Source organism: Verrucomicrobiales bacterium, from assembly GCA_016793885.1.
Classification (GTDB): Bacteria; Verrucomicrobiota; Verrucomicrobiia; order Limisphaerales; family UBA11320; genus UBA11320.
The window spans coordinates 1-17110 of record JAEUHE010000125.1 but is presented as its reverse complement, the minus strand read 5'-3'; the positions used below and the strand labels follow the sequence as shown (position 1 = coordinate 17110).

General features: G+C 61.1%; 14 protein-coding genes. 7 read left to right on the top strand and 7 right to left on the bottom strand.

The genetic code is table 11. The annotated features are described in order from the left end of the window. Nucleotides 1-82 precede the first annotated feature (82 nt). From JNN07_14225 to JNN07_14195, 7 genes are all read right to left on the bottom strand, one after another. Complete coding sequence (locus tag JNN07_14225) at nucleotides 83-787, bottom strand: response regulator (protein MBL9168892.1); 705 nt, start codon at nucleotides 785-787, stop codon at nucleotides 83-85. Then, the gene (locus tag JNN07_14220; protein MBL9168891.1) at nucleotides 784-3459 is read right to left on the bottom strand and encodes a sensor histidine kinase KdpD; all 2676 of its coding nucleotides are present in this window, start codon (nucleotides 3457-3459) and stop codon (nucleotides 784-786) included. The genes JNN07_14225 and JNN07_14220 overlap by 4 nt, the downstream gene beginning before the upstream one ends. A 396-nt stretch (nucleotides 3460-3855) precedes the next feature. Next, the gene (gene kdpC / locus JNN07_14215) at nucleotides 3856-4452 is read right to left on the bottom strand and encodes a K(+)-transporting ATPase subunit C (GenBank protein ID MBL9168890.1); all 597 of its coding nucleotides are present in this window, start codon (nucleotides 4450-4452) and stop codon (nucleotides 3856-3858) included. Nucleotides 4453-4460: 8 nt separating this feature from the next. Further along, nucleotides 4461-6500 carry a potassium-transporting ATPase subunit KdpB gene (gene kdpB, locus JNN07_14210; protein ID MBL9168889.1) on the bottom strand — a complete coding sequence of 680 codons (2040 nt, stop codon included), beginning with the start codon at nucleotides 6498-6500 and terminating at the stop codon, nucleotides 4461-4463. A gap of 27 nt (nucleotides 6501-6527) precedes the next feature. After that, nucleotides 6528-8303: a potassium-transporting ATPase subunit KdpA gene (gene kdpA, locus JNN07_14205; protein MBL9168888.1), complete on the bottom strand. Its 1776-nt coding sequence runs from the start codon at nucleotides 8301-8303 to the stop codon at nucleotides 6528-6530. A 9-nt stretch (nucleotides 8304-8312) separates the two neighbouring features. Beyond that, the gene (gene kdpF, locus JNN07_14200) at nucleotides 8313-8396 is read right to left on the bottom strand and encodes a K(+)-transporting ATPase subunit F (GenBank protein ID MBL9168887.1); all 84 of its coding nucleotides are present in this window, start codon (nucleotides 8394-8396) and stop codon (nucleotides 8313-8315) included. Between the two features lie 259 nt (nucleotides 8397-8655). Continuing rightward, nucleotides 8656-10029: a hypothetical protein gene (locus JNN07_14195; protein MBL9168886.1), complete on the bottom strand. Its 1374-nt coding sequence runs from the start codon at nucleotides 10027-10029 to the stop codon at nucleotides 8656-8658. A 350-nt stretch (nucleotides 10030-10379) separates the two neighbouring features. On the opposite strand from JNN07_14195, the gene JNN07_14190 reads away from it, so the two are divergent. From JNN07_14190 to JNN07_14160, 7 genes are read left to right on the top strand one after another with little or no spacing between them, the layout of a single operon-like run. Beyond that, the gene (locus JNN07_14190; GenBank protein ID MBL9168885.1) at nucleotides 10380-12746 is read left to right on the top strand and encodes a TonB-dependent siderophore receptor; all 2367 of its coding nucleotides are present in this window, start codon (nucleotides 10380-10382) and stop codon (nucleotides 12744-12746) included. Between the two features lie 13 nt (nucleotides 12747-12759). Further along, nucleotides 12760-13452: a Fe2+-dependent dioxygenase gene (locus JNN07_14185; protein ID MBL9168884.1), complete on the top strand. Its 693-nt coding sequence runs from the start codon at nucleotides 12760-12762 to the stop codon at nucleotides 13450-13452. A 7-nt stretch (nucleotides 13453-13459) separates the two neighbouring features. After that, complete coding sequence (locus tag JNN07_14180; protein MBL9168883.1) at nucleotides 13460-14746, top strand: PepSY domain-containing protein; 1287 nt, start codon at nucleotides 13460-13462, stop codon at nucleotides 14744-14746. Continuing rightward, the gene (locus JNN07_14175) at nucleotides 14743-15495 is read left to right on the top strand and encodes a TonB family protein (protein MBL9168882.1); all 753 of its coding nucleotides are present in this window, start codon (nucleotides 14743-14745) and stop codon (nucleotides 15493-15495) included. Before JNN07_14180 ends, JNN07_14175 begins: the two co-directional genes overlap by 4 nt. 6 nt (nucleotides 15496-15501) lie before the next feature. Next, complete coding sequence (locus tag JNN07_14170) at nucleotides 15502-16227, top strand: MotA/TolQ/ExbB proton channel family protein (protein MBL9168881.1); 726 nt, start codon at nucleotides 15502-15504, stop codon at nucleotides 16225-16227. Nucleotides 16228-16232: 5 nt separating this feature from the next. Next, a complete protein-coding gene (locus tag JNN07_14165; GenBank protein MBL9168880.1) occupies nucleotides 16233-16667 on the top strand; it encodes a biopolymer transporter ExbD in 435 nt (144 codons plus the stop codon). Then, nucleotides 16664-16987, top strand: coding sequence for a hypothetical protein (locus JNN07_14160; GenBank protein MBL9168879.1), 324 nt, complete (start codon nucleotides 16664-16666; stop codon nucleotides 16985-16987). The genes JNN07_14165 and JNN07_14160 overlap by 4 nt, the downstream gene beginning before the upstream one ends. The last annotated feature ends 123 nt before the right edge of the window (nucleotides 16988-17110 follow it).

The window sequence follows — 17110 nt, the reverse complement described above, 5'->3', positions numbered from 1 at the left end:
GTTCGCCTCTCGATGATGACAATGGACCCTGAGGCAATCCTGGTGACGGTAATTCAACGCTTCAAAGGAACGAAGGGTACGATTACTCGGGCAAGCGTAGTCGGTATCCAACTCCAGGCTCGGTGACGATGAGTTTGGCACGGCCGGGAGCGGCTTCGATCTTGTCGCGCAGGTGGGCGATGTGCACGCGGAGAAAGTGGGTCTCTCCAGAGACATTGGGGCCCCACACCTCCGTCAGAATTTGCCGGTGGGTCAGGACCTTTCCGGCATGTGTCACGAACAGGCGGAGCAGGGAATACTCGATCGGCGTCAGCTTCACCTCCTGACCCTGCTTGCGAACGAGACGTGCGGCGAGATCGACCTCGAGAGGGCCGGCTCGGAACAGCGGATCCGCGCTGGGTCCCTGCCGATGGCGCAGCGCGGCGCGCATGCGCGCCAGCAGTTCTCCGGTGTCGAACGGCTTGGTGATGTAGTCATCCGCGCCCTCGTCGAGCAAAGCCACCTTCTGCGCCGCAGCGTCCTGGACGGTGAGAACCACGATGGAGGTGGCGGACCACTCGCGAAGCTGCTTGAGCACGGTTTCGCCGGGTAGATCGGGCAGTCCGAGATCCAGCAGAATGATATCAGGCCGATGCTGAGACGCCAGCAGCAAGCCCTCCTCGCCTCGTTCGGCGAGGATCACGCGATACCCGTGGGCCTCGAGGACATGCGACAGCAGGCGGCGCATTTGAGGCTCGTCATCGATGACTAGCGCCATCCAGGCTGGCTTTTGTGAGGTCCGGTTCATGTCTGTTGAGCTGGGGGAGGTGGAGGTTCCGCGAGCGGAAGAGAGATGGAAAACTGAGCACCGCCTCCCGGACGGTTACTCGCGGTGACTTGGCCTCCCTGGGCCTCAACGAAGCCCTTCACGATGGCCAGTCCGAGGCCGGTTCCGCCCGCCGCGGCATCGGGGCCGCGATGAAAGAGATCGAAGACGCGATCAAGTTCGTGAGTCGAGAGACCGGGGCCATGGTCGGCTACCGTTAGGATCAGGTGTTTAGTGTCTCGCGCAGCCCCAATCTCGATAGGCGTTCCGGGGGGAGTGTACGTCGACGCGTTCAGAAGGAGATTGTTCAGCGCCTGCTCCAGCAGCACGAGATCACCTCGGATCAAGGGCAGGTCGCGGGGAATGTCGCGTAGGATGGTGCGTCCTTCCAACTGCCGTCCCAACGCCTGAACCGAAATCTCGACCCATTCGGCCACGTCACACCAATCCATTTTGGGCGCAATGTGTCCGGACTGCAGGCGCGCCGCGCCGAGCAGGTTCTGCACGACTCGATTCAATCGCTTTGACGCCAGGTCGATCTCCTCGGACAGCCCCCGCTGCGCCTCGTTAAGCGGGCCCGCCCCGGCCAAAGCGCTCGTTGCGCTGATGATCGCCGAGATGGGAGTACGCAGCTCGTGCGAGACGGAGTTCAGAAGGGTTCGGCTCAGCTGCTCCGACTTGGCGATGAGCTGTGCGCCAAATTCGCCTTCCTTCAGCCGTTGGCGATCGATGACCAAGGCAATCTGCCGTACGAAGCTCTCAAGCAGGCTTCGTTGCTGGATCGAGAGGGGCTGGGAGGAGCGAAATCGCAACGCGATCACGCCCGATGATTTCCCCCCCGCGCTGAGGGGGCAATGCAAGCCCGCGGCCTGCGGCAGCGTATCCGTGAAGCGGCCGGCTGGTTGATCGTGGTGAAACGCCCAGGCCGCTACCGCCTCCTCCTTGTCATCCAGCAGCCAGGGCGCGGCGAAGTAGCGAACCAGCTCCTGATTCTCGTTCGATCCGGACAGCATGAGCGCGACATCCGCATCGAAAGCGGCTCCCACCTCTTTGATGGCCGCGCCCAGGACTTGCGCGTAATCGGTAGCGGCGGCGAGTTCGCGAGTCAGGCGGTACAGCGCAGCTGTCCGTTTCTCGCGTTCGCGGTCCGCGGCTTGCTGGAGCCGCTGCCTGGCCGTCAGCTGGCCGGTGGCGAGGGCGACCAAGAAGTACAGCGCGAACATCATCGAGTCGTGGAAGCCGGTGATCCAGAGGGTGAACAGCGGCGGCACGAACAGGAAGTTCCAGGAGAGAGCGGTCAATGTGGCAGCGAAGAAGATGGGGCCCCGCCCGACGAACATGGCGAGTAGCACGACCGCAGAGAGAAAGATGAGCGCGACCGTCTGATACCCAATCCAGCGCTGTAAGACCCATGCTACCAGGGTGACGGCGGCGCAACTCGCGAAGGCGGCCAAGTATTGACCACTCTGTGACTCCAGGTTTAGCAACGCGGCCTTCGCGGGAGGGGGGGTCTCGGGTTTGTCGGCCCGCACCACCAGAACGTCGATGTCGCCGCTGGATTCCACGAGCCGGCGCAACACGTGTCTCCGCTGGCGGACGCCGAGCCATCTGCCCGGGCCGGGTTTCCCGAACACAATCTGGGTGACGTCGTGCTCGCGGGCAGAGCGCAGGAGGCCGCGAACCATGTCCTCGTCCACCGTTGTAACGACCTCGCCTCCTAGCTGTCGGGCCAGGTTCAAGTTTGCGGCGAGGCGAGCTTGCTGGTCCTCGTGAACAGGATTGGAGCCTTCGACGGAGACCGCCAGCCAAGGGGCCTGGAGCGCGTCCGCGAGCCGCCGCGTCCAGCGGACGAGGGATGCTGACAAAGGGCTGGGCCCCACCGCCACCATGAGACGCACGCTGGTTTTCCACGGCCCGGCACCTGGGAGGGCTTGGCGCAGTTCGCGAGTGTCGACGCCCACATGTTCGGCCACGAGTCGCAGCGCAATCTCACGGAGAGCCGTGAGGTTAGCCTCTCGGAAAAAGTTTTGGGCGGCAGCTGCGGCACGATCCGGAACATACACTTTGCCTTCTTGGAGCCGCCGCAGCAGCTCGGCTGGCGGGATATCGACCAGCTCCATGATAGCCTCGTCCAACAGGCTGTCCGGAACGGTCTCACGGATCTCGGCACCGGTGATCTGTCGTACGGTATCCGCGCGGCTATCCACGTGTTGAACGTTGAGGGTGGTAAACACATCGATGCCGGAACTAAGCAGTTCCTGGACGTCCTGCCAGCGCTTGGGATGTCGGGAGCCGGGCGCGTTGGTATGCGCGAGTTCGTCCACCAGTGCGATCTGGGGATGTCGCGCGAGGAGCTCATCCAAGTTAAGCTCGTGTAGTCGCATCCCGCGATATTCGAGCTCCAGATGGGGAACCTGAGGCAGTCCGCTTACCAACGAATCGGTCTCCTGACGTTGATGCGTTTCGACATGGCCCACGACCACATCGCGACCTGCCTTTAATTCCCGATGGCCTGCCTCCAGCATGGCGAACGTCTTGCCGACACCGGGACACATTCCCAGGAACACTTTGAGCCGTCCGCGCTTTCGTTGGGCTTCCTCGCGCTTGATGGAAGCTAAAAGCGCATCCGGGTTTCGTCGATCGTCGTCAGACATTTCGCTCATGCCAAGTCCACCGGATGGAGTTTAAAAGGCAAGCTTTCTTGGGATGGCGGAGGCGGGCCAGAAGGATCAGGGGAGTGCCGCATGTGATTGGCTGAATCCGGGGGCATAAAGTGACGTGAAGGAACAGCGGTGTCGTGCCACCGCGGTCCATAGAGCGTTCTTGCTCTCCAGTGACTTGCGAAGAAGTGTGGCTCTGTGGAGTGCGGAGACATGTCTCCGCTTTTCCTGCGCGCGACGGAGTGGCACCTCGGCTTCCTCGGTGAATGGGTGCGTGGTCGGGGATCAGGCGGCGTGAAGGAACAGCGGTGTCGTGCCACCGCGGTCCATAGGGCACCATTCTCTCGTCCTGCCCCTTGGCGTGTCCAGACCTGTCTGGTTTTCCCTGGTTCATCGAGTGGCGCTAATCGCATCCAACGCCAGGTTCAGCTTTAGCACATTCACTCCGGGTTCCCCTAGGATACCGAGGTCCGGGCCATCGGTGTTCTCGCGAACGAGACCCAGGACTTTCTGCAACTCGAGCTGACGGGCCCTCGCGACGCGGCGCGCTTGTAGCGCCGCGTTCTGAAGCGAAATATGAGGGTCTAGGCCGCTGGCGGAGGCCGTCACGGCGTCGGCCGGAACGGCATCCGTGGATGGCAGCCCGTTCCGCTTTCGATAGGTGTCCGCCCGCACCTTAAGTGCGTCATGGAGCTTTCGTGACGTCGGACCCAGGTTGCTGCCGCCGGAGTTGGCGGCATCGTAGCCATGGCCGGCTACCGAGGGCCGCGGGTGAAAGTATCCCTCCCCGCTGAAATTCTGGCCAAGCAACTTTGAGCCGCGAATAAGCCCGGTCTGGTCACGGATCAGGCTGCCGGCCGCTTGGTCGGGAAATAGAGCCTTCCCGATTCCGAATACGATGAGCGGATACAAGCCACAGCAAGCCACGCCCAAGATGAGGGTGGAGAGGATGCCTGCGCGAAGGTCAGAGAGAAATCTGTGAGTCATAGTAGACGTCAAACGAGGTTGACTGCAGTGATCAGCATATCGACGGCCTTGATACCGATGAAAGGCATGATGACTCCGCCCAGACCATAGACCAAGAGGTTGCGTTGGAGAGTTGCCAGCGCGCCGATGGGCGTGTACTTGACCCCGCGTAGCGCTAGCGGGATCAGAGCGACAATCAGCAGGGCGTTGAAAATGACGGCGCTTAGGATCGCGCTCGTCGGGCTGTGCAGGTGCATGACATTTAAGGGGGCGATCGCGGGAAAGGTGACCATGAGCATGGCCGGAATGATCGCGAAGTACTTCGCGACGTCGTTAGCGATACTGAAGGTCGTGAGTGATCCCCTGGTGATCAGCATCTGCTTTCCTATTTCGACGATATCCAGGAGCTTGGTGGGGTTGCTATCGAGATCCACCATGTTCCCGGCTTCCCGAGCGGCTTGCGTGCCAGTGTTCATGGCAACACCCACATCGGCCTGGGCCAGGGCAGGGGCGTCGTTGGTTCCGTCTCCCGTCATCGCAACCAGGTGGCCTCCCGCCTGTTCATCGCGGATGCGCTGCAGCTTCTGCTCGGGAGTGGCTTGCGCCATAAAGTCGTCGACGCCGGCCTCCGCCGCGATGGCGGCTGCGGTCAAGGGATTGTCGCCCGTCACCATTACCGTCCGAATTCCCATTCGGCGCAGCTGTGCGAAACGATCCTTGATGCCGCCCTTGACGACGTCCTTCAACTGAACGATCCCAAGCACCTCGCGCCCCTCGGCCACTACCAGCGGCGTCCCGCCTGCGCGGGAGACCTCATCCACGCCCTGGCTGATCTCCTTGGGAAAACTTCCGCCCAGCGACTCCACATGCCGACGAATCGCCTCGGACGCCCCTTTGCGGATGGATCGCGTCGCGTGACCATCTGTCGACGGAAAGTCCACTCCGCTCATGCGCGTCTGAGCGGTGAAGGGAACGAACTTGGCATGCGAATCGCCGACGTCTCGTGGGCGGAGATTGAACTGCTGCTTGGCCAATACGGAGATGCTGCGGCCTTCGGGGGTTTCGTCCGCCAGAGAGGCCAGTTGAGCCGCATTCGCCAGGTGCTCCGCGGCAACGCCGGGAGCCGGCAGGAAGGCGGTTGCCATGCGGTTGCCGAGCGTGATGGTTCCGGTCTTGTCCAGGAGCAGAACGTCCACGTCGCCCGCCGCCTCGACGGCCCGCCCGCTCATCGCCAACACATTCCGTTGCAGCACGCGGTCCATTCCGGCGATGCCGATGGCACTGAGCAGTCCGCCGATGGTCGTGGGGATGAGGCAAACCAGGAGTGCGATCAGCACGGGCGCGGAGAAGACCGCACCTGAGTAGATGCCGAACGGTTTGAGCGTTACGCAGACCAGCAGGAAGATGAAGGTCAAGGCCGCCAAGAGAATGGTGAGGGCAATCTCATTCGGTGTCTTCTGGCGTTGGGCGCCCTCCACGAGACCGATCATGCGGTCCAGGAAGCCCTGGCCCCGCTCCATGGTCACGCGGATGAGAATGCGATCACTCAGGACGCGGGTTCCTCCGGTGACGGCACTTCGGTCGCCGCCGCTTTCCCGGATGACGGGGGCCGATTCGCCCGTGATAGCCGCCTCGTCCACGGTCGCGATGCCTTCAATGACATCGCCATCGGCCGGGATGACATCCCCCGTCTCGCAGACCACGATATCGCCCTTCATGAGGCTGGGTGCCGGGATGGCTTCCTCTCGCCCGTTGCGCAGACGACGTGCCGTGGTCTCTTTCCGCGCCTTGCGCAAGCTCTCCGCCTGGGCCTTTCCCCGGCCCTCGGCCACTGCTTCGGCGAAATTTGCGAAAAGAACCGTGAACCATAGCCAAACGGCTAGCTGAGCGACGAAACCTCGTTCGTCCGAGGAAGTGAAGATGCTGACGGTAGTCAGGGCGGCCTCGACCATCGTTACGAACATCACCGGGTTTTTGATCATCAGGCGCGGATCCAATTTAACGAAGGAGTCGCCAATGGCAGGACCGACGATTTTCCAATCCAGCAGGGAAGTTGGTTTCGAAGTCATAGGGGGCGAGCGTTCGTGAGACAGTTCTTAGAACAGCTTTCCTTGATGCATGAGGAAGTGCTCGACCACCGGCCCGAGTGCCAGCGCCGGTAGAAAGTTCAGAGCACCGACTAGCAATACGGTCCCCAGCAGCAAAATCATGAAGGTGCCCCCTGAAACCGGGAAAGTGCCGGCGCTGGGCGGAGAGATCTTTTTTCTGCCGAGCGATCCCGCCAGGCCCAGGATGGGCACGATCATGGCAAACCGGCCTATCAACATGGCCAGCCCGAGGGTGGTGTTATACCAGACGGTATTGGCGGTGAGCCCAGCAAACGCGCTGCCGTTGTTGGCGGTCGCTGAACTAAAGGCGTAGAGCATCTCCCCGAGCCCGTGGGGTCCTTGATTGTTCAGCCCGGCGGTTCCCCAGGCACTGACCGCAGCCCAGGAGGACAATCCCAGGATCGAGACGGCCAGGATGAGCAGTGTCAGCATCGCCATCTTGACCTCGTAGGCTTCGATCCTTTTGCCCAAATATTCGGGCGTCCTTCCGACCATGAGGCCGGCGATAAAGACGGCCAACACGACGAAGACCAGCATTCCATAAAGTCCGGCGCCCACGCCGCCAATGATGATCTCGCCGAGCTGCATGTTGAAGAGCGGAACAAACCCACCCAACGGCGTGAAAGAGTCATGCATGGAGTTCACGGCGCCGCAAGAAGCGGCGGTGGTCACCGTCGCGAACAGGGCGGAATTGAAGATGCCAAAACGCACCTCCTTGCCCTCCATGTTGCCGTCGCTGGAGGCCAATCCCAGTTGGTGATGGATTGGGTTTCCCGCTGATTCCGCCCACCAGCAGGCCATGGTTCCGGTCAGGAAGAGCACCATCATCGTGGCCCACACCGTCCATCCGTGTTTCTGATTCTTGACCATCCGGCCCAGGTAATACGTCAGGCCGCTGCCGATGACAAAGATGGAGAGCATCTGCAGGAAGTTCGACAGCGGTGTCGGGTTCTCGAAACCGTGCGCGGCATTGGCGTTGACGTATCCGCCGCCATTGGTACCGAGCATCTTGATGGCCACCTGCGACGCCATGGGGCCTTGAACGATGGTCTGCTCCTCCACGATCTGATCGATCATCACTGGCAGGCCTCGGTCGTCGGATTTTGGAACCTGGACCGTGTAGGTCTCGGTGAGCTTCGCGGTCGTGTAGGGCTCGAAGTTCTGGATCATCCCCTGGGAGATCAGGACCGCGGCGAAGACCACGCACATGGGCAGGAGCAGATAATAGGTTGTCCGGACCAGGTCCACCCAGAAGTTGCCCAGCGTGCTCGCCGAATGCCGCGAAATTCCCCGAACCAACGCAGCGGCGATGGCGATCCCGGTGGCGGCCGACACGAAGTTGTGAAAGGTGAGGCCCACCATCTGGGACAGATAGGACAAGGTTGTCTCCCCCCCGTAACTTTGCCAGTTTGTGTTGGTCGTAAAGCTCACCGCAGTGTTGAACGCGAGATCCTCGCTGAGCGCGCCGAATCCTTGCGGGTTGAGCGGAAGGAGATGTTGAAGCCGTAGAATGGCGTAGGTGAACAGGCATCCGACCAGGCTGAACACCAGCATGGCGAAGGTGTATTGCTTCCAGTCCTGTTCCTGGCGCGCGTCCATTCCCATCGCGCGGTAGGTCAGCCGTTCGACCGGTCGCAGGATCCGATCGAACCAGGTCTTGCCATCCGCATCGAGGGCCTGAACAAGGTAGAGCCCCATCGGCTTGGTAACGGCAGCCAAGACGATAACAAACAAGGTGAGTTGAATCCAGCCCGAGGTGCCCATAGGTAGTCCTTAAAACTTTTCGGGTTGAACCATGGCCGTGAACAGGTAAACGAACAGCAGGAGCGCGACGCTCCCGAGCAGCATGGTTTCCATAGGCGTGTTTCAGAGTTTCTCCACCCACCGTACATAGCGGCTGCAGGCGACAAAAAATAGGAACATGAGTCCAACGTAGATCGCATCCATCATAGCGTGCCTTCCGTATCCCCGTTGGGGGACGTGTTTCTCACGAAGAGTTTCCATGCAGTGAAGGTGCGTCCATTGGACAGATTTGGGTAGTTAAGAAGCGGTTCAAAAGTGTTAAGAGATTGTTAACGATCGGCCGCCTCGCCTCATGCGCACTGAGAGAAGGGAGCTAGGAACTCTGCTCGCGCAGTTTGGTCAGCCGCTCGTCCGCGACCCGTAGCAGCCGAAGTTGGTCCAAGAGCGAATCGAACTCAGGCTTGCTAACCATCTTGAAGCCATTCCTGCTTACTTTTCTCAGCTCTTGCCAGATCGCTTCCACGGCCGTGAGGTGCATCTCTGGATTTGGTTCTGAAGCTGCTGGCGAGGGTTGCGGTTCGAGAGTTTCGAGCAGGAACTCCGTTAGGAAATGGGGCTGATACGCTTGGTACACTCTCGCTCCAAAACGGAACAGATCATTGGCTATTGTCCGCGACAACGGCGATCCACTCGCAGTCCAATGCCGAATGAGTTCCATTCCTTCATCCACCGCGTCGGTGGCCTCTGCGAATAACGGATCCCTCGTCGCGCCATCTGGGTGCTCCCCGATCAGGCAAGTCAAAGCCTGGCAGAGTATGTAACGGGCCTTCAACCCGACCTCCGCGGATCGGAGGTGCTGCCGCTCAGCGCCGTGAGAGTAGCTTATTGCTTTGCGGGCGGACTTGCAGGCCTGGGTTGGATTCGGGATTCCGGATTGGAGGAGCGCGTTGGCGTGATTCATGGAGACAGCCGCTCGGATCTGCGCGCTGTCTCCGGTCTCCGCCAAACCCTCCAGGCATGCGTCTGCTTGCTCGAAACAGTCGATCGCCTCACGTTGGGCGTCCTCAGTTGCGAAGGCTTGGAGGGTGATCCCTCGGTTCATCCATGCGATGGCGGTTCGCTGGCGAAAGGCCGCCGCTGCCTGTGGGGGAAAACTCAGCATGACCCCTAAGGCTTCATCGTAGGCGGTGAGGGCGAGTTCGAGGTTGTTCGTGCCTCCGAGTCGCGTGAGGGCATCGCCTCGGTTCATCCATCCAGCGGCCAGGCCGTAGCGGATCCAGGGATCTACGTCGGGAGGATAAGCCCGGCGACACTCGATGGCCTTGTCGAACGAGCGGATGGATTGCGTCAGGTTGTCGAAGCCGCCTTCGTTCATGAGTGCGATCCCCCGATTGGTCCAAACATTGGCTAGAAAATTGCGGACGTCGATTCGCTGCGCCGAGTCTCGCTCGCTCAACATACGCTGAGCCTCGTCGTAGGAGGACAAGGCGGCCGTCCTGCTTTGGCTGGTTCCGATTTCGCGGAGGCAGTTGCCGCGCAGAAGCAAGGCCGTGGCCTTCAGCCAGACAACCGAATCATCGCTTGAGATGACAGGCCCCTGGAGCCATCGCAGGGCCGTATCCGTCGCCGCCAAGCCTGAGGCGAGGCTTGAGGCTGTCCCGGCGGCCAGGCACCGCTCCGCCTCCCTGAGATGCAAGAGGACCTCGCCTGGTGATCGGCTGCTTTCGGGTTTCTCAATATGATCCATGGTTCTGAGACGTTCGTGAGCACATGTCCGTGTCATACCAGGCTTTTGTGCGCAGCACATCCGCGGGGTTGCTATTCTTTGGCGGCCAGTTGCGCAAATCAAAGGCGCTGCGAAAGCGGCCCTGAGGGGCGAGACCTTACGTTAAGGCGGCCATGGAATCCCTATCGAGTCGCCTGTTGGACGCCGTTGCCGGGAAGCGCGGGAGATTTCGATTCCGACCGCAAGACAACGACAATCTATCGCAACCACGCAGAGGCGGACCCGGGGGTATGTGTGCATGATGTTTCTCGCATTTGATCGGATCATGGGCAGTTCCCTTGGCGATCGGATGGTGAATCGTCCCTTTTCCTATGTTGAATCTGATTAACGACCGAGAGGAAGCCGAGGGCTCCAGCTTGTTGACCCGTCGTTGCGGGTCACCCGCATTGGCATTCCTGACGACATTGAGCGCGGCGGCGCTCTGCCCTTATGCCTCATCAGGGCAGGGGACATCCTCCTTGGTGGGCTCCAGGCCCGCCTCGGGAACAGCGACAGGAACGAATGGTCCGTCCGTGCTTCCGGAGGTGGTGGTCAAGGGCGAGCAGGACCCCGGGTACAAACCCGAGTCGGTCGCTTCTCCCAAGATCGTGACCGCGCTGCGGGACACTCCACAAACAGTGAACGTGGTTCCCAGGCAGGTCATTGAAGATCAGAACGCGACCACCTTGCGGGACGTTCTGCGAAACGTGCCGGGCATCAGCTTTCAAGCCGGGGAGGGCGGGGTGCCGGCCGGGGATCAGCTCACCATCCGTGGATTTGCCGCGCGTACCGACCTGTTCGTCGACGGGGTTAGAGACGTCGGCGGCTATACCCGCGACGCCTTCAATGTCGAGCAGGTGGAGATCTTTAAAGGCCCGAATTCGACGTATTCCGGTCGGGGTTCGACCGGCGGTTCGGTCAACATGGTCGCCAAGACTCCCAAGCTGAACCCGTTCTATGGCGGATCGTTGAGCTACGGTTCCGACGATTACTATCGAGGCACTCTCGATTTCAACCAGCCCATCCCACAGCTCAGCAAGCTGGGTCTCGAGGGGGCGGCCTTCCGTTTGAACGGGCTCTACCATGATCAGGATTTCGCCGGCCGCGACTGGATTCACGACCATCGGTGGGCTTTGAATCCCACCCTCGCGCTCGGGTTGGGCACCCGGACCCGGGCGGTGTTGAGCTATCTGCATCTTCAGGAAAACAACTTGGCGGGATATGGACTTCCCTTTGTGAGCAGTCGCAACAATCCCTACGGGGGCCGGAGCGCCGTCGGTAGGATTGCCCCCTTGCCCTACGATAGTTTTCTGGGCCTGGTGGACCGTGATTTCGAGGATTTGGTGAACGACATCGCCGGGCTCCGCTTCGAACATGACTTCACGGATACGGTAAAACTGCAGAATCAAACCCGATACGGGCGGACGGATCGGGACTCGGTGATCACCGCTCCACGGATCATCCGGAATCCTACGGCGGATCCGCTCTATGGGCCCTATGACCTGGGATCGGGACGAGTGGTTACGGGCAGCGACGGGGCACTGTATGGATTGAATCACGAGTTTCAGTCCCGGGATCAAGTCACGGATGTCTTTTCCAACCAGACGGATCTTCGGACCGAGTTTGAAACCGGCAAGCTGGGGCACACGCTGGTCACTAGCTTCGAGTACAGTCACGAGACGGAAGCCAACTATCTGCGGTCCTCCACGGTTGGCACCGCCTTTCCCTACCCAGCCCAGCTCAGCAACCCGCTTTCGCCCAGCTCGTCGGATCTGTTCCATCCGTACTTCCGGACCGGTGCGCGGAACCAGGCGATTGTGGATGCGGCTGGCTTGTCGGTGTTTGATACCATCGAACTCTCTGAGAAATGGCTCTTCACCGCCGGCTTGCGAGGCGATGTGTTTTCGACCACTTACCATCAGCGTGCGACCAATGGGGTGACCACGACGCTGGCCCGCACCGACATCGAGCCCACGTGGAGAAGCGGCTTGGTTTACAAGCCTCTGCCCCACGGGAGCGTTTACTTTGGCTACGGGACCTCGTTCAACCCATCGGCCGAAGGCCTCACCCTGGCTGCCAACAACGCGATCCTGGATCCCGAGTTGGGGCGGAGCTATGAGTTGGGAACCAAATGGGATCTGTTCCGGGAACGGCTGTCGGTGAGCGCTGCGGTGTTTCGAACCGACAAGGACAATTATCGAAACACGGATCCCATCACCAGCGTGGTGAGCACCACCGGGAAAGTGCGAGTTCAGGGGATTGAGTTGGGCGTCTCCGGCCGAGTGACCGAGCGGTGGAGTATCTACGGGGGCTACGCCTTCATGGACAGCGAGATTCTTAAATCGTCGACTGTCACGACCTACGATGGAGTCGCCATTCGCGAGCAGGGCCATCGCCTCAACAATACCCCCGAACAGACCGCGAGCATTTCGACCACCTATGAGCTGCCGTGGCGGTTCACCCTTGGTACTGGCGTGTTTTTTGTGGATGAGCGCTTCTCGCACAATGTCGAAAAGCAGTCGGTGGCGGGTTATTGGCTGCAGGATGGTTTTGTTTCATGGAAAGCGAATGATCATATCGATATTCGAGTGAACGTTTCGAATCTGTGGGACAAGGAGTACATCGACCGAGTGGGCGGTGGGCATGCCATTCCTGGCGCGGGGCGCTCGGCGATTCTGACCGCGTCGTTCAAATTCTAAATCCCACTCCCCTATGTTGTTGACCATTCCCGAGGTTCTCAATGGCGACCAGGTTAAGCAGGCACGCCAACTCCTGGACCAGGCCGATTGGGTGGACGGCAAAGTCACCGCCGGCCACCAGTCGGCCAAAGCCAAGGACAACGTCCAGATTCCCGAGGGGCATCCCATCGCCGCCCAACTCGGCGAGATGATCCTCGGCGCGCTGGGACGACACTCGGTCTTTTTGTCCGCTGCCCTTCCGTTGCGGGTTTTCCCGCCGCTCTTCAACCGGTATTCGGGCGGACAGTCCTTTGGAACTCATGTGGACAATGCCATTCGTCAAGTGCCCGGAACCGCGCACCGGATTCGGACGGATCTGTCGGCGACCCTCTTTTTTGCTGGGCCCGAAGAGTATGATGGCGGCGAGCTTTGCGTGGAGGACACCTATGGCGTGCAGCGGGTTAAGCTGCCTCCCGGGTACCTGGTTCTCTACCCGTCAACGAGCCTTCATCACGTGACGCCGGTGACCCGAGGGGCTCGGGTCTGCTCGTTCTTTTGGATCCAGAGCATGGTCCGCGACGATGGGCACCGATCGCTGCTTTTTGATTTGGACCTGAGCGTTCAGCGGCTGAGCCGAGACCTCGCGGGGAACGCCACCGCTGAGCAAACGGCCGTTCAACTGACGGGTGTTTACCACAACCTGCTGCGCCAATGGGCGGAGCTTTGAGAGGATCATGATGCTGCGTAAACTCTTGTTCTGGGCCCACCTGGTGGTTGGGGTGGTAGCGGGGGTGGTTATCCTCATGCTGTGCGTGACCGGAGCGGCCATCGCCTTCGAGAAGGAGGCCATCGGGTTCGGCGAGGCTGGCCTGAGGAGGGTGGAGCCGATTCCAGGGATCAAACCGCTGTCGGTCGATGCAATGCTGAGGCGGGCAGAACTCGATCGGCCTGGCAAAAAGCCGACTTCTCTGGCAGTGTCCTTTGATCCGGGCCAGGCGGTGGTGCTGTCGTATGGCCGGTACGAATCTGCTTACATGAACCCGTATACCGGAGCGATGGTCGATCCAGGAGCCGCGGGCACGCGCAGCTTGATGCGCGTGCTGACGGATTGGCATCGGTGGCTCGGTCGCGATGACCAGGGTCGATCGGTCGGCAAGGCGATCACCGGTGCAGCGAATGTGGCTTTTCTGTTCCTGGCGATTTCCGGACTGATTCTGTGGGTGCCGCGGAAGTGGTCGATCGAATCGATCAAGTCGGTTGTCCACTTCCGCTGGCAGGCCCGCGGCAAGGCTCGGGATTGGAACTGGCATACAGTGGTCGGATTCTGGCTTTCGCCCGTGTTGATCGTGCTCACGCTCACGGGCATGGTGATTTCCTATCGTTGGGCGTCCGATCTCCTGCACCGTGTGGCGGGATCTCCGCCACCGCCGGCCGCCGCGGGTCCTGGTGGGCCTGCGGGAGCGGGAGCGGTGACCGTTGGCAAACCTGAGGTGCCGACCCAGCCGCTCACCTACGCGGCCTTGGCGGCGATCGCTCAGCAGGCAGTTCCGCAGTGGGACCTTCTGACCCTGCGCTTAGGCTCGAACGACCGTCGTGGTGGTGGTGCTCCGTCGGCGGACCGCGGCGGCTCCGCTCGCGGTCCGCGAGAAGGCGAGGGTAAAGGCGAGGCCAGCAAAGGGCCGGACAACGTTCCCGCTGTGAACTTCTCGCTCCGGGAGCGAGGGGCTCTGCCTCAATACGGGAGCGTTCAGCTGTGGCTCGATCCCTATACGGGCGCAGTGCTGAAACGCGAGGGATATGCCGAGTTTAACTCCGGACGTAAGCTCCGGATGTGGTTTCGATTCCTTCACACGGGCGAAGCGCTGGGAATGGTTGGCAAGTTCGTGGCTGCCCTGGCTTCCCTGGGTGGGGCGGTTCTGGTTTGGACCGGCTTCGCGCTGGCGTGGCGTCGATTTAGGTCGCGTCGCGAGAACAGCGCAGTAGCCAACGGACCACCCGATGCGCTCCGAGAAAACCTGTGACTTCGACCCAGCTCCATTCGAAATCGACCTCAACTGGCCCCGAACGGCGCCAGCTGAGCTGTCATCCGGAGGACGCGGACTGGTCCGCCATCTTTACCCTGGTCCTTTGGTTGTTCGTTTCAGGGGTGGCGGGGATGGGTGCCTGGTTGTCCTATCCGACTCCACTGCCTCCCGCACCGCCACGAGCCCCCGTTCAGGCCGAGTTTCTGAGTGTGGAATTGACCACGGAGCCCCTGCCTTCGCCGGAACTTCCGGCATCGCCGCCACCGGCGGCGATGCCACCCACGCTGCCGCAGAAGTCCATGCCCGTGCCGGCACCGGCCGCCATCGCTGTCGCCGAGCCCAGTCCGGCGATTGCATTTCCGATACCCGTCGAAGGCCCGGTTCGGGTCGTGAACGCCGCGCAGGCCTCCCTGGTTCGTCAAGCGCCGGTGGTTACACCCACAGCCACCCCGGCAGTCCCGGTTTCGGTCCCGGCCGTCCAGCAGCTGCAATACGGACAGGGGGAAGGAAGGCAACCCGCGCCCGAGTATCCGATGACGGCGCGTCGACAGGGGCAGCAGGGAACTGTGGGTGTTCGTTTTACGGTCGGCCCGGACGGCCACGTTGTGGCTGCCGAGGCGATCAGGCCCGCGCCGTGGCCCATTCTGACCCAGGCGGCGCTGCGGACGGTGCGGGATCGTTGGAAGTTCCGCCCTGGCCCGCTTCGTCTGTACGAAGTCTCGATTCGTTTTGAACTCGCTCCCTAAATCGTTATGATCCATCCCATGCTCGCCAACGTCGTTGTGGACTTTTTCCTGAAGGGGGGTCCCATCATGTGGCCGATTCTGCTCTGTTTGCTCGCCGCGCTGGTGGTGGTGGCGGAGCGAGGTCTGTGGTGGTGGGCCCTCAGTCGGCGGGCCTCTCGCGAGATCCTCTCGGAGACCTGTGAGGCGGTTGCTCAGGGAAGTTTTGTCCGCGCCGTTCAGCTGAGTGGCCAGCGGCCCAACGATCCCTATCTTGCGACGGTCCACCAGGGTCTCACTCACGCGCACAGCAGTCTGCTGGGTGCAATGCAGGTTAAAGCCACCGATGAGATCGAGCGAGCCGAGCAGCGACTCTGGATCCTGGGAAGCTTCATTACCTTGGCGCCCTTGCTGGGGCTGCTGGGCACCGTCACCGGCATCATGCACTCGTTCAACTTCGTCGGGGACGACCAACTGGCGGTCACCAAGGTGAGCGGTGGCATTGCGGAGGCGCTGATTGCCACCGCCTGCGGGCTGGGGATCGCGATTCTCTGCCTCCTGCCTTACAACTATTTCAATCGACGCTTGGCAAGTTTCCGATCGCGCCTGGAGCGGACGATCAACCAGGTCGAACTCCTGGTGGCTTCCGCCAAGCAGCACGGGCACGATTTGGAGGAGTTTGCGCGAGACCAGGCGATCGGCACCCGGTCGTCGGAGTCAACACGTCAGCCTTCCACCACGCTCACCCACCGCTAAGCATCATGCCTGTTAAGCTGACATCCCGGCATGCCGACGAGACCGAGGCTCGCATCGAGATCATCCCGTTGATCGACATCATGTTTTTCCTCTTGGCCGCCTTCATGCTTGTTAGCCTCAGCATGGTAAACAGCCGGAGCGTCAAGGTCGATCTGCCGACGGCCACAACCGCGACCGGCGAGGCTCACAAGGACTTCCTCAGTTTGTCGGTCGATGCGGCTGGCACCTTGTTCCTCGACCAGAAACCCATCGGGAATCAGGAGCTGATTTCGTTGCTTACGGCGCAACGAAAGACCAATGCGTCCGTCCGGGTGTTCATCAGCGGGGATCAAGCGGCGCGTCACGGAGATGTCATTCGAGCATTGGATCTGGTGCGATCCTCGGGAATCGACAAGGTGGCGTTTGAAACCCGCGAGGCAGTCAAGGCCAGCGCTCCATGAATCGTTTTCTTGGCCCTCTCAATCTCGTGGGAGTTCTGGTCCTGAGCGGCATCTGCCTCTTTCAATGGGAAGCCAGCCGGCGGGCTCAGTTGGAGCGGGTGGCGCAGACGAAGGTTCACTACGAACTGCTGGCGAAAGTGGAGGAGCAAGCCGGTCAGATTCGCGACTCGAATGCGGATCGAGACCGCTTTCGTGACCAGCTGACCAAGGTGAGCACCTCGTGGAAAGAGACCGGGGAGGAGTTGGCTGCCCTGCGGAGGGAGCGGGCAGCCTGGCTGGTTGAGCGGGACAGCCTCAAGTCGAACAAGAATGCGAAGTAGGCAGGAGCGCAGAGACAGTGGGTGGCTGAGTTAACTGTTTAGGAACGAGCGCTACTGCTTACATCGCGTGTTGGAGGGAGCCGCGTCAGGGGACGCAGGCTATAGGAAGAGTAAGGGGTCGGA

Bases quoted from the DNA above. Each gene is read 5' to 3' on its own strand.
- JNN07_14170 (MBL9168881.1), top strand. From the start codon at position 15,502: ATGATCCATCCCATGCTCGCCAACGTCGTTGTGGACTTTTTCCTGAAG.
- JNN07_14190 (MBL9168885.1), top strand. From the start codon at position 10,380: ATGTTGAATCTGATTAACGACCGAGAGGAAGCCGAGGGCTCCAGCTTG.
- JNN07_14180 (MBL9168883.1), top strand. From the start codon at position 13,460: ATGATGCTGCGTAAACTCTTGTTCTGGGCCCACCTGGTGGTTGGGGTG.
- JNN07_14185 (MBL9168884.1), top strand. From the start codon at position 12,760: ATGTTGTTGACCATTCCCGAGGTTCTCAATGGCGACCAGGTTAAGCAG.
- kdpA (MBL9168888.1), bottom strand. From the start codon at position 8,303: ATGGGCACCTCGGGCTGGATTCAACTCACCTTGTTTGTTATCGTCTTG.
- JNN07_14220 (MBL9168891.1), bottom strand. From the start codon at position 3,459: ATGTCTGACGACGATCGACGAAACCCGGATGCGCTTTTAGCTTCCATC.
- JNN07_14165 (MBL9168880.1), top strand. From the start codon at position 16,233: ATGCCTGTTAAGCTGACATCCCGGCATGCCGACGAGACCGAGGCTCGC.
- JNN07_14195 (MBL9168886.1), bottom strand. From the start codon at position 10,029: ATGGATCATATTGAGAAACCCGAAAGCAGCCGATCACCAGGCGAGGTC.
- kdpF (MBL9168887.1), bottom strand. From the start codon at position 8,396: ATGGAAACCATGCTGCTCGGGAGCGTCGCGCTCCTGCTGTTCGTTTAC.
- kdpB (MBL9168889.1), bottom strand. From the start codon at position 6,500: ATGACTTCGAAACCAACTTCCCTGCTGGATTGGAAAATCGTCGGTCCT.
- kdpC (MBL9168890.1), bottom strand. From the start codon at position 4,452: ATGACTCACAGATTTCTCTCTGACCTTCGCGCAGGCATCCTCTCCACC.
- JNN07_14225 (MBL9168892.1), bottom strand. From the start codon at position 787: ATGAACCGGACCTCACAAAAGCCAGCCTGGATGGCGCTAGTCATCGAT.
- JNN07_14160 (MBL9168879.1), top strand. From the start codon at position 16,664: ATGAATCGTTTTCTTGGCCCTCTCAATCTCGTGGGAGTTCTGGTCCTG.